This window comes from Agrobacterium sp. rho-13.3 (assembly GCF_033957765.2).
Lineage (GTDB): Bacteria > Pseudomonadota > Alphaproteobacteria > Rhizobiales > Rhizobiaceae > Agrobacterium.
On sequence record NZ_CP192774.1, the window covers coordinates 864,949 to 890,512 of the forward strand.

Below are 25,564 nucleotides of genomic sequence, written 5' to 3' on the forward strand. Positions count from 1 at the left end.
CTCCTGTGAGCTTTAACCCGCTTCAACCCCGTCTGGAAATTTCCAGATACTCGCTGTCCGTCAGGGGCTCTACCCATGTTTCATAGGTGCTGGCGGGGGAAAAGCCCATCATTTGGTAGAGTTGTAGCGCACGCGGATGGTCGAGGGTGTTGGTGGAGACGGTGATCTTTTTGGGGTTGTCCTGCCACGCGGAATAGAGGGCTTGCAGCAGGAACCATTTGCCGACGCCTGCGCCGATGGCTTCTTCCATCAGGCCGAAATAGGCAAGCTCGGTGACATCGTCGTTGAGCTTTTGCAGCTCGAAGAAACCGGCGGGTGCGCCGTTCATATAAAGCACGGTGACGGAGTTGGCCGGATCCCGCAGGGTGGCGGAAAGCTCGGCGTCGCTCATCCGCATCCGCTTTTGCCAGTGCCAGCGCTTGCCGACGCGCCAGTAGAGATAACGGTAGAAATGCAGCGGAATGTTCGTGGTGCGCATGATGGCGGTCTGGATATTGACCGGCACCGGCAGGCTGACCTTTGGTGCAGACGTCATTTCCAGCGTCGTGACATGGGCTTTGAGCGGGCCGTAAGGCTGTGGGGCGATGGGTTCGGCAGGGCCGGTGACGATAGCGGTATCCGGCTTGCTGCCCCATTCGGACCATGAGCCATCATACAGAGAATTGTCGGAATGGCCGAGCGACTCAAGCGCCAGCGTGATGACGGCGGCGGTGACGCCGGAGCCGCAGCTGGTGACGACTGGCTGGGAAAGATCGATGCCCGCATCGGCAATCATCTTGCGGATGGTGGGCAAATCCTTGAAGTGGCCGTCCTCGGAAAAGGCGGTGGCGGGCAGGCTGCGTGCGCCGGGCATATGGCCAGACCGCATTCCCGCGCGGGGTTCGGCTTCTTCGCCTGTAAAGCGGCCAGCGCCACGCGCATCGGCAATCTGCTCGCTGCCAGCGTCCACGATGGCGCGCATACCGGAAAAGGAGGTGACGCGCTTTGGATTGAAGTGTGCGTCGAAGATGACGGGTTCAATGTCGGGCCTGTCGGTTTCCAACGGCTTGCCCGCAGCTTTCCAGCCATCCAGACCGCCATCCAGCACATAAACCTTATCGGCACCCATGACGCGCAGCATCCACCAGACGCGGGGTGCGGAGAAGAAGCCGGGGCCATCATAAACGACGATGGTGTCCTGTTCACCGATGCCGAGTTCGCCGACCTGTTCTGCAAAGAACTGCGGTGAAGGCAGCGAGTGGGGAAGGCCGGTGTCGTGATCGGCAATCTTGTCCTGATCGAAGAAGACCGCGCCGGGAATGTGACCGGCGGCGTATTCTTCTTTTCCATTGCGCTTGTGTGCGGGCAGATACCAGGAGGCATCGACTAGACGAAAATGCGGGGTGCCAAGCTGCTGCTCTACCCAATCCGCCGAAACGACGAAACGGCTTTTATCCGTGCTCACAATTTTTCTCCCAGAAATCAGGCGGTATCACCGGATTGACCGAAACGAATTCGGAAACGGCGATTCTCCTTGCCCTTTTTTTCGATTTTGGCGATGTGGATTTCACCGACTTCGCTCGTCTGCTTAACATGAGTGCCCCCGCAGGGCTGACTGTCAACAGCGGAATTTTCACCGATGCAAACAAGGCTGACGCGCCCGAGCCCAAGAGGCGGGCGCACATTCTTGGATTTGACGATACCGGGATTGGCCGCAAGTTCCTCATCGGTGATCCATTGCAGGAAAACCGGATGGTCCGCTTCGACCAGCGCCATCAATTTTGCGGTGACCTCTTGCCTGTCGATGGTTTCCGCCATGTCGAAATCAACACGCGATTCGTCCTCGCCCACGGCCGCCCCCGTGATGGGCCATGAGCACACGACGGAAAGCAGATGGCAGGCGGTGTGCATCCGCATCAGCTTCAGGCGGCGCGCCCAGTCGATTTGCAGTGTGAGTTTTTCTCCAATGGTCGGGGAAGGCTGACCTTCCGCCGGTACATGGATGATGATGCTTTTATCAGCGCCGTGTTTTGCGACGCTGATATCGATCTTCGAGCCATCGGCCCGTTGCAGGACGCCGGTATCGCCCGGTTGCCCGCCAGAAGTGGCATAAAAACAGGTCTGATCCAGCTCTATGCCGCCATCTTCATGAACTGCCGTCACGACTGCTTCGCAAGTGGACAGGTAAAAATCATCACGAAACAGGGCATTCACAGGCATGTGGGCAGTGACCTCAGACGGTTTCGTACGGAACCGAAATCTGCCGTTTTTCCGTCAGCCATGCGGGAAGGGGAAGCCCCTTGGAGCGCAGGAAGTCCGGGTTGAACAGCTTGGACTGATAGCGGTTACCGTAATCGCAAAGTATTGTCACGATTGTATGCCCCGGTCCGAGGTCGCGGGCAAGCCGAATTGCACCGGCAATGTTAATGCCCGAGGAACCACCGAGGCAAAGTCCCTCTGTCGTGACCAGATCAAACACCACCGGCAACGCTTCCGCATCGGAAATCTGATAGGCGAAATCCGGGGTGAAGCCTTCCAGATTGGCGGTGATGCGGCCCTGGCCGATACCTTCGGTGATGGACGAGCCTTCCGATTTCAGCGTGCCGTTCTTGTAGAACTCATAAAGGGCTGCACCTTCCGGGTCGGCAAGGGCGATCTTGATGTCCGGGTTGAAATCGCGAAGGCCATCGGCCACGCCAGCCAGCGTGCCACCGGAACCGACGGCGCACACGAAACCATCCACCTTGCCGTCCGTCTGATCCCAGATTTCAGGCGCGGTGGTTTCGATATGGGCCTGACGGTTGGCGATGTTGTCGAACTGGTTGGCCCAGACGGCGCCGTTCGGATCAGTCGCGGCCAAATCCCGCGCCAGGCGCCCGGACACCTTCACGTAATTGTTCGGATTGGAATAGGGGGCGGCTGGCACTTCGACCAGCTGCGCGCCGAGAAGCCGCAAGGCGTCCTTCTTTTCCTGGCTCTGGGTCTCAGGAATGACGATGACCGTTTTATAGCCCAGCGCGTTGGCAACCACGGAAAGCCCGATGCCGGTGTTGCCAGCCGTGCCTTCGACAATGGTGCCGCCGGGGCGCAGCAGTCCGCGGCGTTCCGCATCACGAATGATATAGAGCGCGGCGCGGTCCTTGACCGACTGACCCGGATTGAGAAATTCCGCTTTGCCGAGAATTTCGCACCCAGTCGCCTCTGACGCGGAGTTGAGGCGAATGAGCGGTGTGTTGCCAATGGTTGTGAGCAAAGAGGTATGAATGGTCATGATCGGGCTTTCTTGTCCAGTCAGCGAGTGGGATGCCGTTATGTCCTTGTCTATGCGCGTTGTGACAAGAAAATATGTTCTGGTGAATAGGGTTCGGAAGCAAAATCTTGCCGATACCCAATTTTATGCGCCTTTCTTGATGTCCGAATAGGTCTCCAAGGCTCGCTGGCGGGCGTCAGCGTGGTTGACGAGCGGTTTGGGATAGGTCTTGCCAAGTTCGATGCCTGCGTTGCGAAGCACGTCTTTGGGCGCATCGAACGGTTTGTGAATGAATTTTTTATCGAGGCGCGCCAGTTCCGGCACGAAGGTTTTGACATAACCGCCATCGGGATCGAATTTTTCACCCTGAAGGATGGGGTTGAAAATGCGGAAAAACGGCGAGGCATCTGCGCCCGAACCCGCCACCCATTGCCAGTTGGCGGCGTTGGAGGCCGGGTCGGCATCCACCAGCGTATCGCGGAACCACTTTTCACCGTCGCGCCAGTCGATCAGCAGATGTTTGATGAGAAAAGACGCGGTAATCATCCGCACGCGATTGTGCATGACGCCGTGCTTCCAGAGCTGGCGCATTCCCGCATCGACGATGGGATATCCCGTCATGCCCTTGGTCCACGCGGTGAACTTGGCGTGATCGCTGTTCCACGAGAAGGCATCGAAGCTGTCGTTCCAGTTCTTTTCATCCAGCTTTGGAAAGTGGAAGAGCAGGTGGTAGCAGAATTCCCGCCAGACGATTTCCTTGCGGAAACGGCTGAGATCATTGGGGGCGATGGTGCGAGAAAGACCGCGTGTGGCGTGCCAGACCTGCGCAGGCGAAATTTCGCCCAGCGCCAGATGCGGAGACAGCATGGAGGTGGCGGGTTTTGCCGGAAAATCGCGGCCTTCCTCATATCCCTTCAAGGCACCGTCGATGAAGTTTTCGAGGTTTTCGGCAGCGCCCGCTTCACCCGGTGTCCAGACTTCTGCAAAATCCTTGGCCCAATCTGGCTTGGTGGGCAGAAGTTTCCAGTCCTTCAGCGCTTCGGATTTCGGCCAGCTGGAGGGCGCGGACAGCTTTTTGGGCGCGGCTATGGGTTCGGCCGGCTCATCGCCTGCCTCCAGCGCCCGCCAGAACGGCGTGTAAACACGGTAAGGACCGCCGGTTTTGGTTTTCAGCTTGGAAGGTTCATGCAGCAGATGCCCCGCGAAACTTTCGACCTCCAGCCCGGCATCGCGAAAATTCTTTTTGATCTCGCTGTCGATGTCCATGCCTTGCGGATCATACCGCCGGTTCCAGAAAATCGTGCCGGCACCGGTGTCGTCCAGAAGCTTTTGCAGCACGGTTTCAGCCTTGCCACTCAGCAATATCAGGCGGCTTCCGGCCTTGTCCAAGGCTGTGGACAGCGCCTCTAAAGAGTGGTGCAGCCACCATTCCTGCGCACCGCCCAAAGCCCCGGTCGTGCCGCCATTTTCCTCGCGGATGTAGACCGGAATAACCGCGCCGCCATGGTCTTTCGCAGCGGCAAGCGCACGGTTGTCCGCCATACGTAAGTCTTTGCGAAACCACAGGATAACGGGATTGTGTTGTTCAGCCATGGTCCACTCTGTTCACTTACGGTTGAATGATTGTTGAGGAGCTTTGTTCCCGCCGGAAGCCTATAATAAAGGCGTTACATAACATGGTTTTCGATTGGTGAATTTTTGTATCTTGGAAAGTGCCTGAGCCGGAACCATATGCCGGGTCCAACGTTAGAGGCGAGTTAATTGAGTATGGAAGTCCAATCAATGATGCTGAACGACGTCAAGTGGGAAGCCCCCGTGGTTATTTCTCTGGAAAACGGCGCACCCCGAATCTTCAATGGCGTTTACGAGGCTTTTGATTTTTTGCAACACGAATGGCCGAGCCGTCACGGCAAGGTCTATGAGCAGGCATTGAGGCTTTGCAGAGCCTCACTCTTGGGAAGTGTCGCAGGCGAAATCGCCCGCACTGCCTTTGTAGAAGCCAGCCGTGATGCACATTGCCTCGTGGACGTGAAAAAGGTGGAAGCGAAAAAACTCGCCTCCTGAACGACCCACCAGATTGAGAAAACAAGCCACCCGCCGCGTCCTCGCCGGGTGGCTTTTGCGTTCTGAAATGCAAGACCAGAAGCAAGAAACGGATTGCCGGAGCGGATTTTATGGCGGAAAATCATGAAAACCGTTCCAAATGTGGCTAAATAAGATGCACCACCCGCTTCAGTCTCACGTCTTTTCCACCGCTGCCGGATATTGCGCCATTGCCTGGCACGAAGGCGGTATTATGCGCTTTCAATTGCCCACCAAAACGGCGGATGAGGCAGCGCGGCTGATGCTGCGAAAGGTGCCCGCCGCAAAACCGACGGAAGCGACCGCCGATATTCGCGACCTCATCGACAGGGTGAAGGCATATTTTGCCGGGGAACGGGTTGAGTTTTTGGGTGTAGCGCTTGATCTGGGTGAACAAAGCGATTTCTTTTCAAAGGTTTATGCCTCAGTGCGCAGCCTGCCATGGGGCCATGCGACAACCTATGGCGCGCTGGCGAAAGAACTGGGGGCAGGGCCGGAAGCGGCGCGGGATGTGGGGCAGGCCATGGCGAAAAATCCGGTGCCGCTGATCATTCCCTGTCACCGGGTGCTGGCCGCCGGTGGCAAGCTGGGCGGGTTTTCGGCGCCGGGTGGCGTGACGGCAAAAGTTCATATGCTGGAGCTTGAGGGCATAGTCTCAAAAGCGCAGGATGAGGCTCAAGCTTCGTTGTTTTGAAGCAATGTGAGAGGGATTTTGCGCAGCTTGTTCCAATTTTCGCCGATATCTCGTCAAATTCTCGCTAAATTGGAGGAATAGATCACCGCTCGTCAGCGCGCAGCGTCCCCGAAAACAGGACATGCTGCCCGCGACACTTTGAATATGCGGACATGACTTTGTAAGGAGCTGGAGCAACGTCATTGTGCGCTTCTAAAGGGCGAGAATTTGAAAGTAACTGCGTTCGTTCTGGCCGCTGCTGTTTGCGCGGCTATCACCACCCCTGTCTCGGCGGGGATGCTCAATCAAGCGGAGCGTTATTCCGGGCTTCACGAGGGTAAGAATAACCAGACACTCAAAGCTATTTTGGGTGTCAATCCGCGCAAAACACCGTGGTGCGGGTATTTTCTGAGTTATGTCGCTGAAAAATCCGGCAGGCAGCCGCCAAAGTCTTCTGGCTTTGCAAAATCCTGGACATCATTCGGTTATGCGGTGCCAGTTGGCAGTGCAAAGCCCGGTGATGTGGTCGTCGTGCGCAGCGGGAAACGCTACCACGCAGGCATTTTGAAGAGCATGGAAGAGGGTACCGCCCAGATTTTGGGCGGCAACCAGTCAGGCCGTGTTCAGGTCTCGAATTTCAGCCGCAAATCCATCGTTTCGGTTCGCCGCTAAACGCTACGGCTGCTCCCTCGTGCCGGAGGCGGCGTCGCGCTGATCATCGTCTTCCAGATCCGTCGCCACAATAAACGCATCCTCGTGCTGACGCGCCGCCTGGCGCCGTGCGCGCAGGTTGATCGATTCATCAGGATCGATTTCATCCGGCACGCCTTTCAGTTCACGCTCCGTGTGGAACGTCGCGACGTCTTTTTCTTCGATATCCAGCGGTTTGTTTTGCTTCTCGATCATGTCGCATCTCCTTCTTTCAGTACAAGAACGGCCAGCTTGGCCATGAGGTTCCGAAAAGGCCCGCAAGTTCTGAACCCGTAAGTTCTGAAAAGGATTGTTGTGTTGCGCAGGAACCAAATATTGCGCACGACTGTTTCTCTGACAATCATGCAAAGGGAGAAACGCCATGTCTGTCGATCGCGAAGCCGAAATCCGCAAAAAGGCCTATGAAAAATGGGAGCGCGAGGGTCGCGTGGAGGGCGACCACCAGCGCCACTGGGCAGAAGCCGAGCAGGAACTGGATACCGGCCCGAACGACGTTACGGACGGCGATACATCCCCCGCAGCCCAGTCTGTCAAGCAGGAGCGCGCCACGGCCACATCAGGCAAGGATGACGACTTGGAAGAGGGTCTCGAAGACAGCTTCCCGGCCAGCGACCCGGTTGCCGCAACGTCGACAACTGTTTCCGGTGGCGCTGCCAAAAAGCAGACAGTTTCCGGCGGTGCTGCCAAAAAGAAGTCACGCTGACATTGAGAAGGTCAGTGGCACGGAATTATTGCTTTCGTGCCACCCACCAGATGAGGCCGACACACAGCAACGCTGTCGGCCAGAAGTCCGTGGCATTGTCCCACGACCAGTTCCAGAGATAATAGCCATCCAGATGGGGCGGTTTCATATGCACCGAGACTTCATAGTCCCGCTTCTCACGCCCGTGGAAGTGACCCGCAGCGAAGGCAAGCCCCGCAATGCCCGCCTCCCGCCAATTCAGCAAGAGCCGCAGCAGCACCGCAACCACAGCCGCCATAATGACGGCTTCCAGCATGTGGCCAGCCCAATCCCAATATCGCTGAATATAAGCCCAGTCGATGTTCATGGCGATCCGTCGATGATGTATATGTGGGGAGGTTGCCGTGACGGCAGCGCCAAATCAAGCCTGATTTTCAAAAGGGGATTTCAGCGGTATATAACCATTTTATCTTTAAAAGAAGAAATGGCTCCCCGGGCCGGATTCGAACCGGCGACCTGTCGATTAACAGTCGAATGCTCTACCGCTGAGCTACCAGGGAACGTCCACCGCTTGTCGTGGTGTGAGCGGGGTAATACAAATGCTTTTCCGATTTGCCAAGCGGTTTTTTCAAAAAAAATGCATTCCTCTTGTTTTATCCACCGAAGTTCCCACGTTTCCGGGCATGTTGATGCATAAAAAAATTCAGGCCATGGCTTTTCGCAGGGGTGTTTCACAATGACTTTTGGTCTTCATCCCAAAACGGGCCGACTTCATATCGGAAAATGGAGTGTCGCAATGCCGCGTTCGAGAGTCGGACGCATCATTGTCGGCGTTGCGCTCGTCATTGGCGGTATTCTCGGGTTTTTGCCGATTCTCGGTTTCTGGATGGTTCCGCTCGGTCTTCTGGTTCTGTCGCAGGATCTGCGGGCCGTCAGGCGCCAGCGCAGGCGCCTGAGCGTGTGGTGGACGAAGAGACAGCGCGCCAAGCAGGCGAAGCGCTCTACGTCCCTGTGAGGGAATTGCTGATGCCCTGTCCCGCCCAGAATGCGCCGTAGGCAAGAGCCGCGAAATAGATGGTCGTCAAAGCCAGAAACAAATAACCGCCCAAAACGGTCACGCCGTCCCGTTGGATCATGCCTGCGGAAAACAGCAGAATGGCCACGCCCGGCAGGGTGTTTGAGAACGGAATGAAACCAAGCGGCATCATCAGCAATATGCCTGCCGCCATAATCGCAATTCCGTTCACACGACCAATGACGGCACCCGTGGTGAGCGCGGGCAGGCGAGGGCGCATGTAGCGATCCAGCTTAGACACAATCGTCACACCCTTTTGCAAAGCGGGGACGAGGCGGGCGGTTTCCATCTGCTTGTCTAGAATACGCTTCGGCAGCCATGGCAGCCGGTTCAACGTAATCGCCAGACTGATCATGACGATCGCCGCACCGAAAACCGTGCTGACGCCGGGGATGGACACGGGAATAAGAAAGGGCAGGCAGGCGATGGCACACATCAGCAGAAGCCCTTGCTCTCCAATCGCCTCCATCAATTCCCGCAAGGTAATCGTTTTGCCGCTTAGCTTTCCGATGAGCTTTTGCAGCACGGAGCTGAGATTTTCGGACGTATCCGTGAAGGCGAAATTCTGCGTCATGCTTTATCCCGAACTTATTTCAATGCCGGGATTGATAACATTCGATAAATGTCATGCCTATGGCAAACCGTGTTGATTGCCTCTGTGACGCAGGCATGCACGCGCAAAGCTTTGCCTTTCTGGCTCTCATCGATCTCATCGAACCAACAGAAGCCGCGACAAAGCTGACGATAAGAATATCAATCGGGGCGCGTGTTGCCATAATGCTACATATTTTTCTGGATTCTAATATATGGCTATATTGGCCAAAAACCAAATTGGCCAATTTATTGGGTTTAGGGGGGAACTATAGTGAATATCAGGTCTGTTTTGCTTGCATCAGTCTTTGCGATGTCTGGAATTTCGGGCGTTAATGCCGCCGATACTTTGCCGTATGAAAAGCCAGCCGTGGCCGTTGATGCACCTGAGTTTGCGTGGTCGGGTGGTTATGTTGGTGGCCAGGTGGGTTATGGCTGGGGTAAATCCCACTTCACCAGTCGAGGTTTCTCTCCCGAGAACATTGAACCCGATGGCTTTGCTGGCGGGTTTTATGCTGGCTATAACTTCGACCTCGGCAATAATATTATTTTGGGTGTTGATGGCGATGTCACATACAACACCATGAAGGATCGCTACACCGAAGACTTTGGAGGAGTCTTGGATGGAGCTGAAAACGAGTTGCGTTGGTCAGGTGCGGTGCGGGGCCGTGCAGGCTATGCTGCCGGTCGCTTTTTTCCCTACATCGCGGGCGGTGTCGCATTTGGCAGCGTGAAGAATGTGCGTTATTTCCATGATGTTGTTAACGCAGAGTATTTTTCTGCATTGCAAAGCAAGACTTTAACTGGCTGGACTGCGGGAGCGGGCATTGATTACGCAGTCACCGACAATGTCATCCTGCGACTTGAATATCGCTACACTGACTACGGCAGCAAGGATTTCAGTGCTTCGAGAGGTTTTGTGAATTTCAAGACCGGTAACGATTTTAAGACCAGTGATGTCCGTCTCGGCATTGGCTATAAGTTCTAGTCCTTCGCAGACCTCATCGATAGTGCCGAGCCAGCCAAGGCTCGGTGCTCTTCAATCTCACGCTCCGATCGACGCAGCCTGAACCTAATGCGATACCCATGTGCTGTAGGCGCCTGCCAGAAGCACAAGCAATAGAATTCCGATGATAAACGGGTTTATTGAAGTAACGAAGCTAAGATAGTCCATCGTCATTTCCTCCTCCATGTGTCCCGCCTTCATTTTACATTAGGTGAGGAGAATACACTAGGAAAAAGAGTTTTCTGTTTGCGTTGCAACATAAGGTTTTACGAAATGCCGGGAATTGGGCACAAGTAACATGGTGCGGTGCGGCATTGTGTGAGGATCAGTGCCTCAATATTGCGCCGCAACATTTGCCATAGGCGTCAAGCGCGGTTAAATCACTCGCTTGAAGAGGTGCTGAATGCTCAAGGGAATATACAATTGGACGATGGCGCTTGCCGCCAGAAAAACCGCCGTGTGGTGGCTGGCCATCGTTGCTTTCGTGGAAAGCTCGATTTTTGTCGTGCCTGCCGATGTGCTGTTCATACCCATGGTGCTGGCTAAGCCGAAACGCGCCATGTTTTATGCCACGGTGGCGACGGTGGCATCCGTCTTGGGCGGTATTGCTGGGTGGTACCTCGGGCATTACGCCTTCGAAAGCCTTGCGCGGCCCATACTGGAATTCTACGGCAAGCTGGATAGCTTCGAGCAGTTGAAGGCATCTGTCGATTACGAAACGATCCTGTTGCTGCTCGTCACCTCCGGTTTTGCGCATCTTCCGCCAATCAAGGTGGTGACGATTCTCTCCGGTGCAGCCAATATCAGCCTGGGCATGTTCATCATTTCGGCCATCGTCACCCGTGGTGCGCGCTTTTTCATCCTCGCTGGATTGTTGCAGCGTTATGGAGAGCCGATTCGTCACTTCATCGAAAAACGCCTTGGCGTAATGGCCGCCGTGGTCGCAGCGGCACTGATCGGCGTTTACGCAGTCTATGTCTTTGTGCGGTGACATCATGCCAGGCGATTGAACGGGGCTGACAAACCTCGTTCAGCTTGCTGTCAGTATCCTCATTCATTTTTCCGTCAAACAGACAGGAAAGATGAATAATGCGCAGAATTTTGCTTCGCGGTGTGTTGCCAATCCTCAGTGTTCCTTTGGTCTTCTTCGCCTATTTCGGCATTCTACTTCTCTCCGGAAATTTTCATGAGGTCATTCCGGGGCAGCTTTATCGCTCCAGCCAATTGTCCGATGCGCAGCTTTCTGACTATGTAAAAGCGAACGGCATCAAGACCATCATCAATCTGCGTGGCGAAAACGGAAGATCCGCGTGGTATAAATCTGAAACAGCCACAGCCGAAAAGCTCGGTGTTCAGCATGTGGATTTCGGAATGTCGGCGCGCAAAGAGCTTTCACTGTCCCGCGTGGCGCAGCTGATACAGATCATGCGTGATGCGCCCAAACCCGTCCTCATTCACTGCAAATCCGGCGCAGACCGTACCGGCCTCGCATCCGCCATTTACGTCAACCGGGTGGCAGGGATGGACGAAGAGACAGCGGAACAGCAGCTATCCCTGTGGTTCGGACATCTGAGCATTCCTTATTTGTCGTCGGCCTACGCCATGGACAAAAGCTGGGAAGATATTGAACGCGCCAATACGATCACCAGCATGGCAGGCAACCCGGACCATCTGATCTAATCTGATTGGATACTTGAAAATCTGAAGAAAATGGGAGACCTGCCGCTGTCCCACCCAGCATATGGCAGGTCTCAACCTTTTACCCCTCCAGTCAGGGCAAGGTGAGAGAAACACACTGATTAAAGCATAGCAAGGTCGTTATTATGATTTTTGCGTAATATTTGTTCAAGCTGCATCCAAAATGGATGCTCTGGTGAAAATCCTGACATTTAAGGGGCTTTTCACGATGTGGGGGATGGCGCCTTTTTCCAGCGCCAATAATGTTCTTGTGTGGTGTCGAGTCAACAGAACTCTTTATCAGGTTGCGGCTACAGTGATTTTCACGTTAGGTGCGCAGTCTGATGTGGAGATAAGACTTGCATTGAACAGTTCGGAAGATCCTACTGAAGCCAAACAGCGACGAGGGCGCGCTATCTGGCCCTGGCTGGTGTTGCTCGCTGTCACGCTTTTGGCAATCTATGCCTATGGACAGGCCGTTGCTGCTTGGGAAGATACCGTCAGGATGTGGAGGGATCTCGTCCAGTTGTTCTGGTGGATTGTTCCCAATGGACCGTCGAAGAGTTAAGTCTGGCAGACAAAATTATTTAAAATCGTCGTACGAGAACGCACCCGGAACACCTGGTGGGAATTTGGTGAGACTGTTTGTTCCCGCTAAAGCTTTTCTACCCTGTTTGTTCCTTTTTTCAGGAAATGAGCTTTTTTTGCTTGCGCCCTAAGATGCCAGTATATAAACGCTTTTCCTGTGTCGGAGTGTAGCGCAGCCCGGTAGCGCACTTGACTGGGGGTCAAGGGGTCGTGGGTTCGAATCCCGCCACTCCGACCATTGAACTCAATGAGTTAGCCACATTCCCCCAGGGTGTGGTTCGTGTAAAAATCAATGGTTTACACGTCTCGTCATTTTGAGTGTGTTTTTGAAACTCTGCGCTTATCTTGGAAGCGCCTATGTCACTCCCCGCATATCGTCACAATTTTCTAATGGACGTTGCCGTTTGATGCCGACGCGATTGCGTGTTTGGCGGCACGCGCAAGGAACCCGGAACGGGTGAGGCCGTTCGCTTCGGCAAATGCATCGATCTCTTTCAGAACATCCTCCGGAATGGTGATGTTAAGCCTGACTGCTTTTTTGCTTTCGATTTTAAGTGAGACAAGAATGGCAACGCTGTCCTTGTGGTCTGAGTCGGTCATAACAGCTTCCAGTGAAGAAGGTTCGGGAATCATATCGCCATCCTCGACCATGCCTTCAACATGCAAAGCAAGGGCTTCCTCAGCCATCTGGCGAGCATCATCCAAATCTGTTCCGGCAGTTACGACGCCGGGGAAGTCGGGAAAAGAGACGCCGTAATCGCTATCAGCGTCCTTGTGGATCAATCCGATATAGTTACGCATCGTTACACCTCAGTTTCAGTCCCGATTGCTTTTCTATGCTCTTGAGAGTGCCAATAGGCAAATCTCTCTTAGGATGAGGAACGGTAACGTGGCCCGGTTTTGTTGGATGCTTGAACTGGACGTGGCTGCCTTTAGTGCTAACCTCGTTCCAACCGTCCGCCTTGAGAGCCGATATAATGTCACCACTCTTCATGTGTGTATTTATACACATCATTCACCGATATTCAATCCCTTACTGAACCGGCTTAATATCAGTCATATAAGAGTAGTGAATCTGCTCGCTTATCTGGGGATTCAACCCGGCAGCCTCAAGCCGCCACGGTGGCCTTATCCGCGCCACCAGTTCGCGACCAGGTGAAGTAATAATATTTGCTGCCCACGGTTTCGAAGTAGGCGCTTTCGCCGGAGATGGCGTCTATGTAGTTGCCGCTCTCGTCTTTGGCATAGGCTGCGCTTTCGTCACGCTTGACGTGCTGCTTGAGGAACTGGCTCCAGCCGATGGCGTTGATTGTCGTGCTGTGTGCCTGCTGCCCGTCGGCGCTGGCGTCCCATGCTTTGACGGCGATGCCTTCAATGGGATCGAAGACCTTCAGGGTACCAGCGTCCAGCGCGTGCAGCATGGCTTTACCCTGCGCTGCCGAGCCGGGATTTCTGGATAGCTCTATAAGCTGTGCTTTCAGGCTGTTCATGAAATCAGACGTCGCGATGTCGCTGGAGATTTCCGTTTCCGGGATGTCTTTGTTTTGAACCAGTATGAGTGGTGTGTTGTTTGTGGAATCAGTGGCTGCGGTGTTGTCGGCTTCCATCTTGTCGACGGAGCTTACGCAGTCGGAACTGGCTGCTTGCTGTTCCTCAATGGCCTTAAGGGCGAGTTGTGTTGCGGTAAGCTGTACGAAAGAAACGATTCCAGAGACCATTGCTGGCGATATCCCTGATTTTCAGTCCATCGCAGATCATTTGCGGCAGGACCATCGCTCCTGGTTTTGAGGAGCGAGCATTCTTTTGGTCGATTCTCATAAAAAGACCGGTTTGTATGAGGCAACTCTCGCCTTATCCAAACCGGTTTATGTAATTTAGCCTGTGCGAAACTTAAGGCTATCAATTCTCCTGAACGGAAACGCCGTTCGGGCCGATCTTCATCTCGATACCCTTTGGTTTGCTCTCTTCATGCCAGACGTAAACGCCAAGGCTTGCGACTGCGATGATCAAAGCGCCGATGATGAGATAGAGATTGTTGGTCTGCGTCATGTGGTTCCCCTGTGGATCAAGATTCGGGAGCCAAACGCATGAAATCATAAGAAGTTCCGTGCTGTTTAGTAAGCGTTCTCAGATTTTAGCAGCCGGATCGGCGTGAGGACCAGAATTTTGAGATCGAGCAGCAGGGACCAGTTTTCGATATAATAAAGGTCGTGGGCGGTGCGGTATTTGATCTTGTCGCCATGGTCGATTTCGCCGCGCCAGCCATTGATCTGCGCCCAGCCGGTCACGCCGGGTTTTACCTTGTGGCGTGCAAAATAATGCTCGACGACTTCGGTGTATTTCAGGTCTCCCGTCTGCGCATGGACGGCATGTGGGCGAGGCCCAACCAGCGAGAGATCACCCATCAGCACGTTGATGAGCTGTGGCAATTCATCAATAGAGGATTTGCGCAGGAAGCGGCCAACCGGGGTCACGCGCGGATCGTTTTTGGTGACGGCTTTCATCGCTGTCGGGTCGCTCATCTCCGTGTACATGGAGCGGAATTTCCAGACATTGATGGTTTCGTTGTTGAAGCCGTGCCGTTTCTGTTTGAACAGGATGGGGCCTTTCGAGGTGCTTTTGACGGCAATGGCTGCGCCCAGCATCACCGGCCACAGAATGGCAATGCAGATGATGCTGAACACCACGTCGAACAGGCGTTTGGCGACCGAATCCCAATCGCGCAGCGGCTTGTCCATCACATCCAGCATCGGCACTTTACCGATGTGGGAGTAGGAGCGGGGGCGAAAACGCAGCTTGTTGGCGTGGGCGGCAATGCGAATATCGACCGGCAGCACCCAGAGCTGGCGAATAAGTTCCAGGATGCGGGCTTCCGCGCTCATGGGAATGGAGATGATCAGCATATCCAGCTTGGTCAGTCGGGCGAATTCTACCAGTTCCGCAAAAGTGCCGAGCTTCGGATATCCTGCGACGACCTCTGGAGAGCGTGCGCTTTTGCGATCATCGAAAATGCCGCAGATGCGAATGTCATTGTCGTGCTGTTCAAGAGAACGGATGAGATCTTTCGCCGCCTGACCGCCGCCGACGATAACGGCGCGGCGTTCCATGACGCCGTTTCTGCCCCAATGGCGGATGGCGAGGCCCACGATGATGCGCTCCAGCAGCAGGAAAACAGCGCTGATGCCATACCACAGACCCAGAGTTTGCCACGTATAGCTGCCTGTCGGCAAAAACACCGAGGTCAACACGAAGGAGGCCAGCAATGAACCTTGAATGCGGGGCAGCGTGTCCAGAGGCCGCCGAAGCGATGGAAGCTGGTAGGAATCAGTCAGTTGCAGGAGAATGGAGCAAAAGGCGCCGTTCCATACACAAATCGCCAGAAGTGCGATGCGAGACATGAAGGCGTCTGGCACTGCGAGCGCGCTGATGAGAATGCCGATCACGGTCAATACGACGAATTCGAAAAGGCGCAATTGCCCGATGACGATATTGGGGGAGTGGCTGGTGCCCCGAAGCTGGTTGGCAACCTGCCGCGCCAGCGGGTTGAGTGTGACCGGTTCGCGCTTTTGCGGGGCAGCGTCGGTGTCCTTGCGGGCGAGCTGTTTGCGCAAAGCATCCAGATCGATAGGGTCTCTGTCGCCGCCAGCCTTACTCATTCTATTTTTCGCCAGTTTCGAATGCTGAGGAGAGTACGAAGAACTTACTAAGAAACGCTTATTAGGAGTTTCTTTCTTTGGTTGATCTTATGTCAGTTTTCACAATAACACATCTTATCTTTGTAAATATTCCGCGAAAACACGCGCTTCGCGTGTGAAATCGCGCAGGAGTGACATTTGGAGCATGGGGAGCGGGATACGCAATACATGTTTACCCGCAGAGGTGAGCCGGAGCGGACACGATGATGTGTCATCGTGGCCTTTGACCGGCTGCAAACTGTGTTGTGCTGAACCCTTTCAGAGTGGAGCGCGAAATCTGAGATGAGGTGAATTGGGACGCTTAGAAGAAGCGTTCGCGAACATATATCGTGTCACCTGCAATGACGGGTGCGGAGATGATGATCCGGCCCGTCATGACATTGGCGTTGATCTTGCGGGTCACATCCACATCGCGCTGGTTTGCGCGAGAGGTAAAGCCGCCCGCAATGGCGATGGCGTTTTGCGCGGTCATGCCGGCAACGTAGGAATATTGGCCCGGTCTGCCGACTTCACCCATGACGAACACGGGGCGGTAGCGGTCGATCTCGATCGTGACGTCCGGGTTTTTAAGAAAGCCCTTGCGAAGCTGCTGGGCAATGCCCGCCTCAAGCTGGGACACCGTCTTGCCGCGTGCAGCAACCTGTCCAACCAGCGGGAAGGCCACGTAACCGGCCTGATCGATCGTGTAGGTGTTGGTCAGCCCGGCCTGATCGAAAACATTGACGCGCAAGCGGTCTCCGCTATCCAGCCGATAGGGCTGAAGCGCGGCCTCGTTAAAGGCACGAGGGGCTGGCTGATACGCGGAACAGCCAGCGAGCGTCGTGGCGATCGCGACGACAAATGCGGATATCAGGCGTGGGGCAGCGAACGTCATCCGCAATCATGCTCCGAGTGAAAATTCTTAAGTCCGTTATCGGGCAGTCATGGTTAATGCCCGGTAAACAAATGTATTTTCAGGGTTGCTTTTATTATAATTTGCCAACCAGCCGCTGTTGCTTAACGCTTGTGTTACCTGAAACTCATAAAATCATGGCAGATAACCCCAAGACATTGAGAAAAGCCTTGAGAGAAAACGCTACTCATCTGGATGATATCGATGACGTGACAGAGGAAGGTTTCAGCCTGTCTGTTAACGGCGTTGCGGATTTTCTGTCCATGCGCGGTGCAAAGCCCACCGTTGCCCTGCTTTCACCCAGTGGCGATGATGGCTCGACGGCGACGGTGATGCTGGCCAGATCCATCGCGGAACTGGGCCGTTCCATCGTGCTGGTGGATATGACCTCATCCGGCTGCCCGACGCGGTTGATGGCGCCTGAGCCGGGCTTGCCGGGCGTTGCGGATTTATTGTTTGGTGAAGTCACATTCGGCGAAACGATCCATCATGACCGCCTTTCGAACGCGCATATCGTGCCACAGGGCAGCGCGCAGGCGCTTTATGCCGTCGGCATCATCGAGCGTCTGTCGATGGTTCTGGGCGCACTTGCGGATACGTATGACACGGTTTTGCTGGAATTCGGCTCTGCCGACATCGAAGGCGTGACGCGCCTGTTGAAATATGTCGATGCGGAAATCGTGGTGTCTCTGCCGGATGCGGACGATGCGGTGTTTGTTCACACACTTTCGCAACTGCGGGCGCTTGGTTACGCGGACGTCGTGACCATGGGTGGTCCGCAGACGGGTGATCGTTCGGCAGCTTGACCCTACTTCGGCTGTTTTGCGCCCGCCATCCATTTGATGACCAGCATGGCAGGCAAAATCCACAACACGCCTGAGATCACGAAATAGGCCAGATGCACCCACCACGGCTGCTGCGCAAGCGCTGCGGTTGCGAAGCTTGTTGCCAGCACCGCATATGCGACCACCAGAAAAATGATGATGATGGTGCCGATGAATGATCTGAGGCGAGGGTGCATGCCGTTTTCCGTCTGCTGAAATTGAGCCGCCACTATACAGCCGCGACCCAATGCCGCAAAGCTTTATGCCAAAGTGCGAGGGGTTGAGGGCTTGTTTTGCACGGACCATTGTTGCAAACCAACGCAAAGACTTGTGGAGTGTCAAGAATGCAGTCGAACACGGTGGCTACGGCTGAAACCTCTGTCGAGCAGCGCCGGGTCGGTGCGCTGAAAGTGCAGGAAAAGAACCGCCGCCTTTTGCGCATCTGGCTGCGCGTCGTGCTGTTCACGCTTTTCTGTCTCGTGCTGGTGGGTGGTGCAACGCGTCTGACCGAATCTGGCCTGTCGATCACCGAGTGGAAGCCACTCCACGGGGCCATTCCGCCGCTGTCCGTGGCGGAGTGGGAGGAGGAATTCCAGCTTTACAAGCGCATTCCGCAATATCAGGAAATCAACAAGGGCATGTCGCTGGACGATTTCAAGACCATCTTCTGGTGGGAATGGGCGCACCGGTTGCTGGCGCGTGCCATTGGCGTGATCTTCGCGCTGCCCTTGGCCTATTTCTGGCTGACCGGGCGTGTTGAGAAACGTCTGCGCCTGCCGCTGGTCGGTCTGCTGGCACTAGGTGGCTTTCAGGGTTTCGTCGGCTGGTGGATGGTGTCTTCGGGCCTCGTCAACCGTACCGATGTGTCGCAATATCGTCTTGCCACGCACCTGACGATTGCCTGTCTGATCTTTGCCGGCTGCATGTGGATTTTACGCGGCCTTTCCCTGCATTCATCGCAGGCCAACCAGCGACAGGGCAGGGGTTTTGCCGCACTTCTGGCCGTGCTCTGTCTTTTCCAGATTTATCTCGGCGCGCTGGTGGCAGGTCTCAACGCCGGTCTGTCCTACAACACATGGCCGTTGATGGATGGCTCGGTCATTCCGGGCGATCTTTTCCTGCAACAGCCATGGTGGATCAACCTGTTTGAAAACCCCAAAACCGTGCAGTTCGTGCACCGTCTTGGCGCTTACCTGCTGTTTGCAGCCACGCTGTGGCATCTGTTCAGCATGTCGCGCCTGCTGCCGAATTCACCGCACGCACGCCGCGCCGTGGTGTTCTTCGGGCTGATCTGCATCCAGGCCACAATCGGCATCACAACGCTGCTGATGCATGTGGATATCCACGTCGCACTCGCGCATCAGGGCATGGCTCTGCTGGTCCTCGCCTTCGCCATCGCCCACTGGCGCGGGTTTATCGGGGAGTATCCTTTGCCGGTGGCAGCGGACGCGCAGCGATGAATTTAGCGCAGCAGTGAGCGGGCAACGTTGAGGAATGCCAGTCGTTCCTTGGCGTTTTCACTGTCTTCGAAACGCGTACCGTCTTCCAGAGACCAACAGATGGAAAGACCGGCATGCGCGATGGCGTAGCGCAAAATCTTGTCTTTCGGACACCCCAACACATCGGCAAATAATGTGCACAGGGTCTGAATGCGTGCCGGATTGATGATGTCCCTCAAGGCATTGAGTGGATTGCCGAAGATATTCGCAACGTCATAAGCAGGGTCGCCGATTAATCCCTGCGGGTCGATTGCCAGCCAGCCCCGCGATCCGCCACCGATGATGTTGTCGTGGTGCAAATCACCATGCAGCGGTTTGACATCTTCCTGTGACGCCAGAAGCCCAATGGCCAAATTGGCGCAAAACCGCAGTGGTTCCTGAAGGCGAAGGTCTGTTTGCTGATGTGCATTGTCTAGAAGTGTTTGGAAGTGTTGGTTGAGGTGGACCAGCTCCTGCGGAAAAGCAGCAACATGCCCGTGAAGTTTGGCAATGACGTCAACGAGGATGGCGTTCGCCGCATCTTCTCCCTCATCGGTCCGGTGCTTCCTGAGTGTCGTGTCCCCTGCGTCTTCCAAGAGACATGCGTTCCCGTGTCGCTCAATGATTTGAACCGCGCCTTCACCACGCCGCCATGCCAAAAAGCTCATGCCCGGCAATTCACCAAGGCCGCGTAGTTTCAGCCTTTTAAGGACGGCATTCGTGCCGCCATTTAAGGTGACGCGATGCACGACGCTGCTGGGTGTATCGGCAATAAGAAAGGCGGAGGAAATGCTCCACCGCCTTACAATTTCATCTGGAATGGTCGTCTGGACGAGGTTTTCGGTCATGCCGAAAGCATCAGTTCCATGTTCTGAACGGCGGCACCGGATGCGCCCTTGCCGAGATTATCCAGCACGGCGACGAGGTTGATGTGGTCTCCGCTGCCGAAGACGAAGAGCTTCATCGTGTCCTGATTGACCAGCTCTTCCGCATCGATCCGCGAAAGCGACTTGCTCTCCTCCAGCGGAACGACCGTGACGATGTTCTGGTCGGCGTAATGCTCGGAGAGAGCGGCGTGGATGGTCTCGACACTCGTGCCTTCCTTGAGGTCGGCGAGGAACAGCGGAACCTGCACGATCATGCCCTGTGGGAAACGACCAACGGACGGGGAGAACAGTGGGGAGCGATCCAGCAGACCGTGGATTGTCATTTCCGGCACATGCTTGTGCTTCAGCGTCAGGCCATAAAGGAAATTGTTGGCGCTGATCGAATCGTCGCGGCTCTGGTCTTCCATCTGGGCGATCATCTGTTTGCCGCCGCCCGTGTAACCGGAAACGGCGTTGACGCTGACAGGATAACCGTCCGGCAGCATGCCAGCGCTGCGCAGAGGGCGGATGAGGGCAATTGCGCCGGTTGGATAGCAGCCGGGATTGGCAACGAAACGGGCGGAGCGCACCTTCTCAGCCTGCGCCTTATCCAGTTCTGCAAAGCCATAGGCCCAGTCCTGATGAATGCGATAGGCGGTCGAGGTGTCGATGATCCGAACCTTGTTGTTGCCGGATACCATGGACACGGCTTCCCTGGAGGCATCATCCGGCAGGCAGAGAATGGAGATGTCTGCGTTGTTCAGCAGATCCTCGCGCATGGCCGCGTTGCGGCGCTCTGCCTCGGGAATAGACAGCAGTTCGATATCGCGGCGGTCGGCAAGGCGGGTGCGAATTTGCAAGCCTGTGGTGCCGTGTTCGCCATCGATGAAGATTTTTGCTGTCATGTCCTTATCCTGAACTTTCAAGAGGTTACGGTTATATGCGGAATCATTTTGCAAGGCGCTTGAATCAATCTGTCAGCCATGCTTTCGCAAGCTGCTCAGCGTGCAGGCCAAGCATATACAGTGCAACCGTTGCCCCGGCAATGGTGGTGAAAGCGTGTTCGATGGTCTTTGGTTTTCCGGTGTCGGCGCAGGAGCATCAATGTCCTATTAATGGGCTGGGTATAAACTCGGTGGCGATGATTTACACTGGGTAAGGTGTATTATAGTGAAGCCTATCTTTAGTTGCATCACGTTTGGTTTTAATGACATACAGACCCGAAATTGATGGGCTGCGCGCGCTTGCGGTGCTGGCCGTTATTTTTTCGCACGCGAATTTTACACTGCTTGGCGGTGGTTTCATCGGCGTCGATGTCTTTTTCGTTATCAGCGGCTACCTGATAACGAGCATTATTCTGGGTGAATACGCGGGCGGGGCGTTTTCGCTCATTCGCTTCTATGAGCGCCGAGCACGGAGAATTCTGCCGGCACTGTTTTTCGTTCTGCTCTGCACCATTCCGTTTGCCTGGATGTGGCTGCTGCCACCGGCTTATGAGGCGTTTTCCAAAAGCTTCATGATGGCAACGCTTTCCGTTTCCAATATCTACTTTCTGAAAAAGAACGACTATTTTGCGCCTGATGCTGCCGAGGTGCCGCTGCTTCACACCTGGAGCCTCGGCGTGGAAGAGCAGTTTTACCTGCTTTTTCCGCTGCTGTTTCTGTTCAAACTGAAAACCAGAACGATTTTCAAGATCGTTCTGATCGCCGCAATCTCCAGCCTCATCGCCAGCGAATTTGGCGCACGGCTTTATCCTTCGGCCAATTATTATCTGCTGCCCACCCGCGCATGGGAAATTCTGGCGGGCGCGCTCTGCGCCTTTTTGATGTTTGGCAGAACGCGGCCGGTCAATGGCATCTTGGCGGCTGCCGGACTTTGCATGGTCGTTGCGTCTGTATTTCTGTTCGACCCCACCACGCGCGTTCCCTCTCTTGCCGCATTGCTGCCGGTGGCGGGCACCTGCGCGCTGCTGGTATTTGCCTCTGCGCAGAGTTTTGCCGGACGTCTGTTGTCAGTTTCTCCGCTGGTCTGGATGGGGCGGATCAGTTTTAGCGCGTATCTGTGGCATCAGCCGGTGTTCGCCTTCTGGCGGATCAGAAGCCCTGAGCAACCCTCGCAATGGGCCATGTGCGGGCTGATTGTCCTTGTTCTTCTTCTGGCGGCGTTGAGCTGGCGGTTTGTCGAGCAGCCGTTCAGGCGCGGAAAGGCCGATATACGTCGGGTGATTGGCACGGTCGCAGCCTGCGCTATCGTTCTCGCGGGCTTCGGTGCCTGGGGCGATGTAAAGGAAGGTCTGCCATTTCGTCTTGCGCCGGATGTCCAGAACTTCATTGAAAAAACCACATGGAGCGACCAATGCCTGTTTCAGATTGAGGACGGGCTTCCAACGCTGCCAGATGAAAAATGCATGTTCGATAGGGGCGCTGGCAAGACATATGCGATGTGGGGCGATTCCATCGGCGCGTCCATGGCGCCTGCTTTGCGCGAGGAGTTGCAGCGCCACGATATTGGTTTGGTGCAGCTTACCCACGGTTTTTGCGCGCCGATTATCGGCGTTTCAACGGCGCGGGAAGAGGGGGCCGCCAATTGCGATGCTTTCAACGAACGGGCGATTTCCTATCTGAAATCCAGCAGCGTCGACACCGTGATTTTGGCGGCGTCATGGGTCAACTTTTTCAATGCCCGATATATGCAAATCGATGATGTCGAATATTCCGGCCGCAATGTCTCTGTAGCCGATATGGCAAGGCGCGTTCAGGAGACGATCAAAATGCTGGAGAACAGCGGCAAGCGCGTGGTGGTCATCTATCCCAGCCCGCGGTTCGACAAGCCTGTGATGGACATCATGGCGGGCCGTATCATCAAGGGTGATGCGACGCCGGATTTCGAGTTTTCCCGTGCGGATTTCAAAGCCAATACCGGACGTGCTTATGACGTGCTGAATGCGGCGGTACCGCAGAACATCACAAAGGTTTTGCCGGAGGCGATTTTCTGCGGGCCGTCCGCAAATGCGACGTGCTTTTTTGGCAGGGACGGCGTGGCCTACATTGCGGACAAGGGGCATTACACCCATGTCGGTGCGGCCATGGTTGTCGAGCGTATGATGAGCGAACTGGACAATCCCGGACACGGGTTGTCGACGGCGTTGAAGCTCAATTAATCCAGACACAAAAAAAGGCGGAGCCGAAGCTCCGCCTTTGTCGTTTGTCGTCCCGTAGCGATTAACGCTTGGAGAACTGGAAGCTACGACGGGCCTTCGCCTTACCGTACTTCTTACGTTCAACAACGCGGCTGTCGCGGGTCAGGAAGCCACCCTTCTTCAGAACCGAGCGCAGGGCTGGTTCGAAGTAGGTGAGAGCCTTGGAAACGCCGTGACGAACTGCACCGGCCTGGCCGGAAAGACCGCCACCGGCAACAGTTGCGATGATGTCGAACTGGCCAGCGCGCGCAGCAGCAATCAAAGGCTGTTGCAGGATCATCTGGAGAACCGGACGTGCAAAGTATGCAGAGAAATCGCGGCCGTTGATGATGATCTTGCCGGAACCGGCTTTGATCCATACGCGGGCGACGGCGTTCTTGCGCTTGCCGGTCGCGTAGGAGCGGCCGAGAGTGTCAACCTTGCGGACGTGCACGGGAGCCGAAGCTTCCGATGCCGGGGCGAGGTCTTTCAGGGAGGAAAGATCGGCCATTATCAGGCGCTCCTTACGTTCTTGCTGTTCAGCGTTGCCACTTCAAGAACGGCAGGCTGCTGTGCTTCGTGCGGGTGGTTCGAACCAGCGTAAACGCGGAGGTTCTTCATCTGGCGACGGCCAAGCGGACCACGAGGAATCATACGCTCGATTGCCTTTTCAAGAACGCGCTCCGGGAAGCGGCCTTCGATGATCTGGCGAACAGTACGTTCCTTGATGCCACCCGGATAACCCGTGTGCCAGTAATACTTCTTGTCGGAATACTTCTTGCCGGTGAAGACAACCTTTTCCGCGTTGATGATAATGACGTTGTCGCCATCATCGACGTGAGGAGTGTAAGTTGCCTTGTGCTTGCCGCGCAGGCGGGTTGCAACAACAGTGGCGAGGCGACCAACAACGAGGCCTTCGGCGTCGATGATGATCCACTTCTTCTCCACCTCAGCAGGCTTCTGAACGAAAGTAGACATTCTTTTAACTTTCTCTTGAACCCGTCACAGTTTTTTTAAAAAAACCATGCAGGCGTTTTTTGTTGCTTAAGGCTGTTCGCACAGCCGGAATGACCGTATTTCCGGGGAAATTCTGTCTGGCGCGCTTATAAGCCGTGCGCGAAATATCGTCAACGGGTCCGAATTGTAGGGCCATAAAAATTACCCTTTGAAAACAATGGCTTATTTGTGTGGTTTTATAATACCACAACAAAGTACCGGTGAAATCAGCCGAGTCGCATGATGAGGACGCCGCCTGCGATGATGCCGCCGGCCACATAACGCCAGATACTGGCCTTTTCCTTGAGGATGAGGACCGAGATGACGATGGCAAAAAGGATGGATGTTTCGCGCAATGCGGCGACCACGGCGACGGGGGCTTTCGTCATGGCCCAGAGCGCCAATCCATAAGACAGAATCGATCCGCCACCGCCCGCAAGGCCGCGCCACCAGTTGCGGCGCACATGGGTGGAAACCGGTGCCCAGCCGCGTTGAAACAGCGCCCACGAAAACAGAAGAACCGGCGGCAGCAGCGACATCCACAGCGTATAGGAAATGGGGCTTGTCGAAAGCCGCGCGCCGACGCCGTCCACAAAGGTGTAGCCAGCAATCACCACCGCATTGATGAGCGCCAGAATAATAGCCTGACGCCCGCCATGCCGCGCTTCAAAGGCAAGCGTGAGGATGCCAGCGGAAATGACGGCGATGCCGGCAAGGGCGGCGGTGCTGAGGGCTTCGCCGAGAAACAGATTGCTGCTGGCCGCGACAATCAACGGCGCGACACCGCGCATCACCGGATAGACGAGGCCGATATCTCCCACCGTGTAGGCGGCGGCGACCAGCCGGAAATAGGCAAATTGCAGAATGGCCGACGCAATGAGAAAGGGCAGGGCCACAAGGCCGGGAAGCGGCAGGAAGGGAAGAAACGGAATGGAACAGGCGGCAGCGCCAGCCGCAATCAAAGTCGCGTCGAGCGCCTTGTCCTTGCCGGACTTGACGAGCGCATTCCACCCGGCGTGCAAAAGGGCACCCAGCAATACCAGTAAGAGCACGTCAATCGGCACGGTCGACTCGCAAGCAATCGTTGATGTTCCATCTCTAGTCTTTCCGGGTTCAAGTTGCACCGGGCAAATGGAAGATATTTTAGACGATGGGCAGCCTGCCTGATTATGTGGAAAACGCATAAATCGGAACTTTTATGCAACTCTTGAACGATTTTGAGAGTTCGAGTGATTAGCTGCAAAATCAGATTTTTCACGCAAACCAGCCGGAATAAAACGATTAAATTCTTCTATTATGGAAAAATCTGCTGATTTTTGGA

Annotated in this window: 31 protein-coding genes and 2 tRNA genes; 13 read left to right on the forward strand and 20 right to left on the reverse strand. The window is 55.2% G+C overall.

Annotation, left to right across the window (positions count from 1 at the left end; translation table 11 throughout):
• Nucleotides 1-22 precede the first annotated feature (22 nt).
• The 4 genes from sseA to RMR16_RS04325 all read right to left on the reverse strand — a co-directional run bounded on the left by sseA (nt 23) and on the right by RMR16_RS04325 (nt 4,822).
• A complete protein-coding gene (sseA, locus tag RMR16_RS04310; protein WP_320202005.1) occupies nt 23-1,444 on the reverse strand; it encodes a 3-mercaptopyruvate sulfurtransferase in 1,422 nt (473 codons plus the stop codon).
• 17 nt (nt 1,445-1,461) lie between these two features.
• Nucleotides 1,462-2,199 carry an alanyl-tRNA editing protein gene (locus RMR16_RS04315; RefSeq protein ID WP_320202004.1) on the reverse strand — a complete coding sequence of 246 codons (738 nt, stop codon included), beginning with the start codon at nt 2,197-2,199 and terminating at the stop codon, nt 1,462-1,464.
• 13 nt (nt 2,200-2,212) lie between these two features.
• Nucleotides 2,213-3,250 carry a cysteine synthase A gene (locus RMR16_RS04320; RefSeq protein ID WP_320202003.1) on the reverse strand — a complete coding sequence of 346 codons (1,038 nt, stop codon included), beginning with the start codon at nt 3,248-3,250 and terminating at the stop codon, nt 2,213-2,215.
• Nucleotides 3,251-3,373: 123 nt separating this feature from the next.
• The gene (locus tag RMR16_RS04325; protein WP_320202002.1) at nt 3,374-4,822 is read right to left on the reverse strand and encodes a cryptochrome/photolyase family protein; all 1,449 of its coding nucleotides are present in this window, start codon (nt 4,820-4,822) and stop codon (nt 3,374-3,376) included.
• Nucleotides 4,823-5,011: 189 nt separating this feature from the next.
• On the opposite strand from RMR16_RS04325, the gene RMR16_RS04330 reads away from it, so the two are divergent.
• The 3 genes from RMR16_RS04330 to RMR16_RS04340 all read left to right on the forward strand — a co-directional run bounded on the left by RMR16_RS04330 (nt 5,012) and on the right by RMR16_RS04340 (nt 6,656).
• Entirely contained in the window at nt 5,012-5,293 is a 282-nt protein-coding gene (locus RMR16_RS04330; RefSeq protein WP_320202001.1) for a DUF982 domain-containing protein, read from the forward strand.
• Nucleotides 5,294-5,447: 154 nt separating this feature from the next.
• Entirely contained in the window at nt 5,448-6,005 is a 558-nt protein-coding gene (locus RMR16_RS04335; protein WP_320202000.1) for a methylated-DNA--[protein]-cysteine S-methyltransferase, read from the forward strand.
• A 276-nt stretch (nt 6,006-6,281) separates the two neighbouring features.
• A complete protein-coding gene (locus RMR16_RS04340) occupies nt 6,282-6,656 on the forward strand; it encodes a TIGR02594 family protein (RefSeq protein ID WP_413786052.1) in 375 nt (124 codons plus the stop codon).
• Nucleotides 6,657-6,659: 3 nt separating this feature from the next.
• Here RMR16_RS04340 and RMR16_RS04345 read toward each other — a convergent pair whose 3' ends face one another.
• Entirely contained in the window at nt 6,660-6,890 is a 231-nt protein-coding gene (locus tag RMR16_RS04345) for a hypothetical protein (protein WP_320201998.1), read from the reverse strand.
• Between the two features lie 166 nt (nt 6,891-7,056).
• Between RMR16_RS04345 and RMR16_RS04350 the strand changes: the two genes are divergently transcribed.
• Nucleotides 7,057-7,398: a DUF2934 domain-containing protein gene (locus RMR16_RS04350; RefSeq protein WP_320201997.1), complete on the forward strand. Its 342-nt coding sequence runs from the start codon at nt 7,057-7,059 to the stop codon at nt 7,396-7,398.
• Between the two features lie 25 nt (nt 7,399-7,423).
• Here RMR16_RS04350 and RMR16_RS04355 read toward each other — a convergent pair whose 3' ends face one another.
• Nucleotides 7,424-7,744 carry a hypothetical protein gene (locus RMR16_RS04355; RefSeq protein WP_320201996.1) on the reverse strand — a complete coding sequence of 107 codons (321 nt, stop codon included), beginning with the start codon at nt 7,742-7,744 and terminating at the stop codon, nt 7,424-7,426.
• A 118-nt stretch (nt 7,745-7,862) separates the two neighbouring features.
• A tRNA-Asn gene (locus RMR16_RS04360) sits at nt 7,863-7,937 on the reverse strand.
• A gap of 176 nt (nt 7,938-8,113) precedes the next feature.
• On the opposite strand from RMR16_RS04360, the gene RMR16_RS04365 reads away from it, so the two are divergent.
• Entirely contained in the window at nt 8,114-8,392 is a 279-nt protein-coding gene (locus RMR16_RS04365) for a hypothetical protein (protein ID WP_320201995.1), read from the forward strand.
• Here the strand turns inward: RMR16_RS04365 and RMR16_RS04370 are convergent.
• The gene (locus RMR16_RS04370) at nt 8,379-9,026 is read right to left on the reverse strand and encodes an exopolysaccharide biosynthesis protein (protein ID WP_320201994.1); all 648 of its coding nucleotides are present in this window, start codon (nt 9,024-9,026) and stop codon (nt 8,379-8,381) included. The two genes, RMR16_RS04365 and RMR16_RS04370, sit on opposite strands and share 14 nt — an antisense overlap.
• 291 nt (nt 9,027-9,317) lie before the next feature.
• Between RMR16_RS04370 and RMR16_RS04375 the strand changes: the two genes are divergently transcribed.
• The 5 genes from RMR16_RS04375 (at nt 9,318) to RMR16_RS04395 (ending at nt 12,552) form a co-directional block, all read left to right on the forward strand.
• Nucleotides 9,318-10,031, forward strand: a complete 714-nt coding sequence (locus tag RMR16_RS04375) for an outer membrane protein (protein WP_320201993.1) — start codon at nt 9,318-9,320, stop codon at nt 10,029-10,031.
• Between the two features lie 421 nt (nt 10,032-10,452).
• Nucleotides 10,453-11,040 carry a YqaA family protein gene (locus RMR16_RS04380; protein WP_320201992.1) on the forward strand — a complete coding sequence of 196 codons (588 nt, stop codon included), beginning with the start codon at nt 10,453-10,455 and terminating at the stop codon, nt 11,038-11,040.
• Between the two features lie 98 nt (nt 11,041-11,138).
• Nucleotides 11,139-11,729 (forward strand): dual specificity protein phosphatase family protein, encoded by a 591-nt coding sequence (locus RMR16_RS04385; RefSeq protein WP_320201991.1) that lies wholly within the window; start codon nt 11,139-11,141, stop codon nt 11,727-11,729.
• A gap of 193 nt (nt 11,730-11,922) precedes the next feature.
• Nucleotides 11,923-12,294, forward strand: coding sequence for a hypothetical protein (locus RMR16_RS04390; protein WP_320201990.1), 372 nt, complete (start codon nt 11,923-11,925; stop codon nt 12,292-12,294).
• Nucleotides 12,295-12,475: 181 nt separating this feature from the next.
• A tRNA-Pro gene (locus tag RMR16_RS04395) sits at nt 12,476-12,552 on the forward strand.
• Nucleotides 12,553-12,701: 149 nt separating this feature from the next.
• Here the strand turns inward: RMR16_RS04395 and RMR16_RS04400 are convergent.
• The 6 genes from RMR16_RS04400 to RMR16_RS04425 all read right to left on the reverse strand — a co-directional run bounded on the left by RMR16_RS04400 (nt 12,702) and on the right by RMR16_RS04425 (nt 16,883).
• Nucleotides 12,702-13,115, reverse strand: coding sequence for a type II toxin-antitoxin system HicB family antitoxin (locus RMR16_RS04400; protein ID WP_320201989.1), 414 nt, complete (start codon nt 13,113-13,115; stop codon nt 12,702-12,704).
• Complete coding sequence (locus RMR16_RS04405; protein WP_320201988.1) at nt 13,108-13,308, reverse strand: type II toxin-antitoxin system HicA family toxin; 201 nt, start codon at nt 13,306-13,308, stop codon at nt 13,108-13,110. Before RMR16_RS04405 ends, RMR16_RS04400 begins: the two co-directional genes overlap by 8 nt.
• A 115-nt stretch (nt 13,309-13,423) precedes the next feature.
• Nucleotides 13,424-14,032, reverse strand: coding sequence for a hypothetical protein (locus tag RMR16_RS04410; RefSeq protein ID WP_320201987.1), 609 nt, complete (start codon nt 14,030-14,032; stop codon nt 13,424-13,426).
• A 181-nt stretch (nt 14,033-14,213) separates the two neighbouring features.
• A complete protein-coding gene (locus tag RMR16_RS04415; RefSeq protein WP_320201986.1) occupies nt 14,214-14,363 on the reverse strand; it encodes a hypothetical protein in 150 nt (49 codons plus the stop codon).
• A gap of 65 nt (nt 14,364-14,428) precedes the next feature.
• Entirely contained in the window at nt 14,429-15,970 is a 1,542-nt protein-coding gene (locus RMR16_RS04420) for an undecaprenyl-phosphate glucose phosphotransferase (RefSeq protein WP_320201985.1), read from the reverse strand.
• A 340-nt stretch (nt 15,971-16,310) separates the two neighbouring features.
• Complete coding sequence (locus RMR16_RS04425; protein WP_320201984.1) at nt 16,311-16,883, reverse strand: polysaccharide biosynthesis/export family protein; 573 nt, start codon at nt 16,881-16,883, stop codon at nt 16,311-16,313.
• 155 nt (nt 16,884-17,038) lie between these two features.
• Between RMR16_RS04425 and RMR16_RS04430 the strand changes: the two genes are divergently transcribed.
• Nucleotides 17,039-17,707: a tyrosine-protein kinase family protein gene (locus RMR16_RS04430; protein WP_320201983.1), complete on the forward strand. Its 669-nt coding sequence runs from the start codon at nt 17,039-17,041 to the stop codon at nt 17,705-17,707.
• Between the two features lie 2 nt (nt 17,708-17,709).
• Here RMR16_RS04430 and RMR16_RS04435 read toward each other — a convergent pair whose 3' ends face one another.
• Nucleotides 17,710-17,922: a DUF2842 domain-containing protein gene (locus RMR16_RS04435; protein ID WP_320201982.1), complete on the reverse strand. Its 213-nt coding sequence runs from the start codon at nt 17,920-17,922 to the stop codon at nt 17,710-17,712.
• A 147-nt stretch (nt 17,923-18,069) separates the two neighbouring features.
• On the opposite strand from RMR16_RS04435, the gene RMR16_RS04440 reads away from it, so the two are divergent.
• Complete coding sequence (locus RMR16_RS04440) at nt 18,070-19,185, forward strand: COX15/CtaA family protein (RefSeq protein WP_320201981.1); 1,116 nt, start codon at nt 18,070-18,072, stop codon at nt 19,183-19,185.
• A gap of 2 nt (nt 19,186-19,187) precedes the next feature.
• Here the strand turns inward: RMR16_RS04440 and RMR16_RS04445 are convergent, their stop codons facing one another.
• The gene (locus tag RMR16_RS04445) at nt 19,188-20,051 is read right to left on the reverse strand and encodes an aminoglycoside phosphotransferase family protein (RefSeq protein WP_320201980.1); all 864 of its coding nucleotides are present in this window, start codon (nt 20,049-20,051) and stop codon (nt 19,188-19,190) included.
• Entirely contained in the window at nt 20,048-20,974 is a 927-nt protein-coding gene (gene argC / locus RMR16_RS04450; RefSeq protein ID WP_320201979.1) for an N-acetyl-gamma-glutamyl-phosphate reductase, read from the reverse strand. Before argC ends, RMR16_RS04445 begins: the two co-directional genes overlap by 4 nt.
• Nucleotides 20,975-21,276: 302 nt before the next feature.
• Here argC and RMR16_RS04455 point away from each other — a divergent pair, with 302 nt between their 5' ends.
• Entirely contained in the window at nt 21,277-23,229 is a 1,953-nt protein-coding gene (locus RMR16_RS04455; protein WP_320201978.1) for an acyltransferase family protein, read from the forward strand.
• A gap of 61 nt (nt 23,230-23,290) precedes the next feature.
• On the opposite strand, the gene rpsI is transcribed toward RMR16_RS04455, so the two are convergent.
• From rpsI to RMR16_RS04470, 3 genes are all read right to left on the reverse strand, one after another.
• Nucleotides 23,291-23,758, reverse strand: a complete 468-nt coding sequence (rpsI, locus tag RMR16_RS04460; protein WP_320201977.1) for a 30S ribosomal protein S9 — start codon at nt 23,756-23,758, stop codon at nt 23,291-23,293.
• A gap of 2 nt (nt 23,759-23,760) precedes the next feature.
• Nucleotides 23,761-24,225 carry a 50S ribosomal protein L13 gene (rplM, locus tag RMR16_RS04465; RefSeq protein ID WP_067643588.1) on the reverse strand — a complete coding sequence of 155 codons (465 nt, stop codon included), beginning with the start codon at nt 24,223-24,225 and terminating at the stop codon, nt 23,761-23,763.
• 245 nt (nt 24,226-24,470) lie between these two features.
• Nucleotides 24,471-25,307, reverse strand: a complete 837-nt coding sequence (locus RMR16_RS04470; RefSeq protein WP_320201976.1) for an EamA family transporter — start codon at nt 25,305-25,307, stop codon at nt 24,471-24,473.
• Nucleotides 25,308-25,564 lie beyond the last annotated feature (257 nt).

Coding starts and splice junctions, on each gene's coding strand:
- RMR16_RS04315 (WP_320202004.1), bottom strand. CDS start 2,199: ATGCCTGTGAATGCCCTGTTTCGTGATGATTTTTACCTGTCCACTTGC.
- RMR16_RS04320 (WP_320202003.1), bottom strand. CDS start 3,250: ATGACCATTCATACCTCTTTGCTCACAACCATTGGCAACACACCGCTC.
- RMR16_RS04325 (WP_320202002.1), bottom strand. CDS start 4,822: ATGGCTGAACAACACAATCCCGTTATCCTGTGGTTTCGCAAAGACTTA.
- RMR16_RS04330 (WP_320202001.1), top strand. CDS start 5,012: ATGATGCTGAACGACGTCAAGTGGGAAGCCCCCGTGGTTATTTCTCTG.
- RMR16_RS04335 (WP_320202000.1), top strand. CDS start 5,448: ATGCACCACCCGCTTCAGTCTCACGTCTTTTCCACCGCTGCCGGATAT.
- RMR16_RS04340 (WP_413786052.1), top strand. CDS start 6,282: ATGCTCAATCAAGCGGAGCGTTATTCCGGGCTTCACGAGGGTAAGAAT.
- RMR16_RS04345 (WP_320201998.1), bottom strand. CDS start 6,890: ATGATCGAGAAGCAAAACAAACCGCTGGATATCGAAGAAAAAGACGTC.
- RMR16_RS04350 (WP_320201997.1), top strand. CDS start 7,057: ATGTCTGTCGATCGCGAAGCCGAAATCCGCAAAAAGGCCTATGAAAAA.
- RMR16_RS04355 (WP_320201996.1), bottom strand. CDS start 7,744: ATGAACATCGACTGGGCTTATATTCAGCGATATTGGGATTGGGCTGGC.
- RMR16_RS04365 (WP_320201995.1), top strand. CDS start 8,114: ATGACTTTTGGTCTTCATCCCAAAACGGGCCGACTTCATATCGGAAAA.
- RMR16_RS04370 (WP_320201994.1), bottom strand. CDS start 9,026: ATGACGCAGAATTTCGCCTTCACGGATACGTCCGAAAATCTCAGCTCC.
- RMR16_RS04380 (WP_320201992.1), top strand. CDS start 10,453: ATGCTCAAGGGAATATACAATTGGACGATGGCGCTTGCCGCCAGAAAA.
- RMR16_RS04385 (WP_320201991.1), top strand. CDS start 11,139: ATGCGCAGAATTTTGCTTCGCGGTGTGTTGCCAATCCTCAGTGTTCCT.
- RMR16_RS04400 (WP_320201989.1), bottom strand. CDS start 13,115: ATGCGTAACTATATCGGATTGATCCACAAGGACGCTGATAGCGATTAC.
- RMR16_RS04405 (WP_320201988.1), bottom strand. CDS start 13,308: ATGAAGAGTGGTGACATTATATCGGCTCTCAAGGCGGACGGTTGGAAC.
- RMR16_RS04410 (WP_320201987.1), bottom strand. CDS start 14,032: ATGGTCTCTGGAATCGTTTCTTTCGTACAGCTTACCGCAACACAACTC.
- RMR16_RS04415 (WP_320201986.1), bottom strand. CDS start 14,363: ATGACGCAGACCAACAATCTCTATCTCATCATCGGCGCTTTGATCATC.
- RMR16_RS04420 (WP_320201985.1), bottom strand. CDS start 15,970: ATGAGTAAGGCTGGCGGCGACAGAGACCCTATCGATCTGGATGCTTTG.
- RMR16_RS04425 (WP_320201984.1), bottom strand. CDS start 16,883: ATGACGTTCGCTGCCCCACGCCTGATATCCGCATTTGTCGTCGCGATC.
- RMR16_RS04430 (WP_320201983.1), top strand. CDS start 17,039: ATGGCAGATAACCCCAAGACATTGAGAAAAGCCTTGAGAGAAAACGCT.
- RMR16_RS04435 (WP_320201982.1), bottom strand. CDS start 17,922: ATGCACCCTCGCCTCAGATCATTCATCGGCACCATCATCATCATTTTT.
- RMR16_RS04440 (WP_320201981.1), top strand. CDS start 18,070: ATGCAGTCGAACACGGTGGCTACGGCTGAAACCTCTGTCGAGCAGCGC.
- RMR16_RS04445 (WP_320201980.1), bottom strand. CDS start 20,051: ATGACCGAAAACCTCGTCCAGACGACCATTCCAGATGAAATTGTAAGG.
- argC (WP_320201979.1), bottom strand. CDS start 20,974: ATGACAGCAAAAATCTTCATCGATGGCGAACACGGCACCACAGGCTTG.
- RMR16_RS04455 (WP_320201978.1), top strand. CDS start 21,277: ATGACATACAGACCCGAAATTGATGGGCTGCGCGCGCTTGCGGTGCTG.
- rpsI (WP_320201977.1), bottom strand. CDS start 23,758: ATGGCCGATCTTTCCTCCCTGAAAGACCTCGCCCCGGCATCGGAAGCT.
- rplM (WP_067643588.1), bottom strand. CDS start 24,225: ATGTCTACTTTCGTTCAGAAGCCTGCTGAGGTGGAGAAGAAGTGGATC.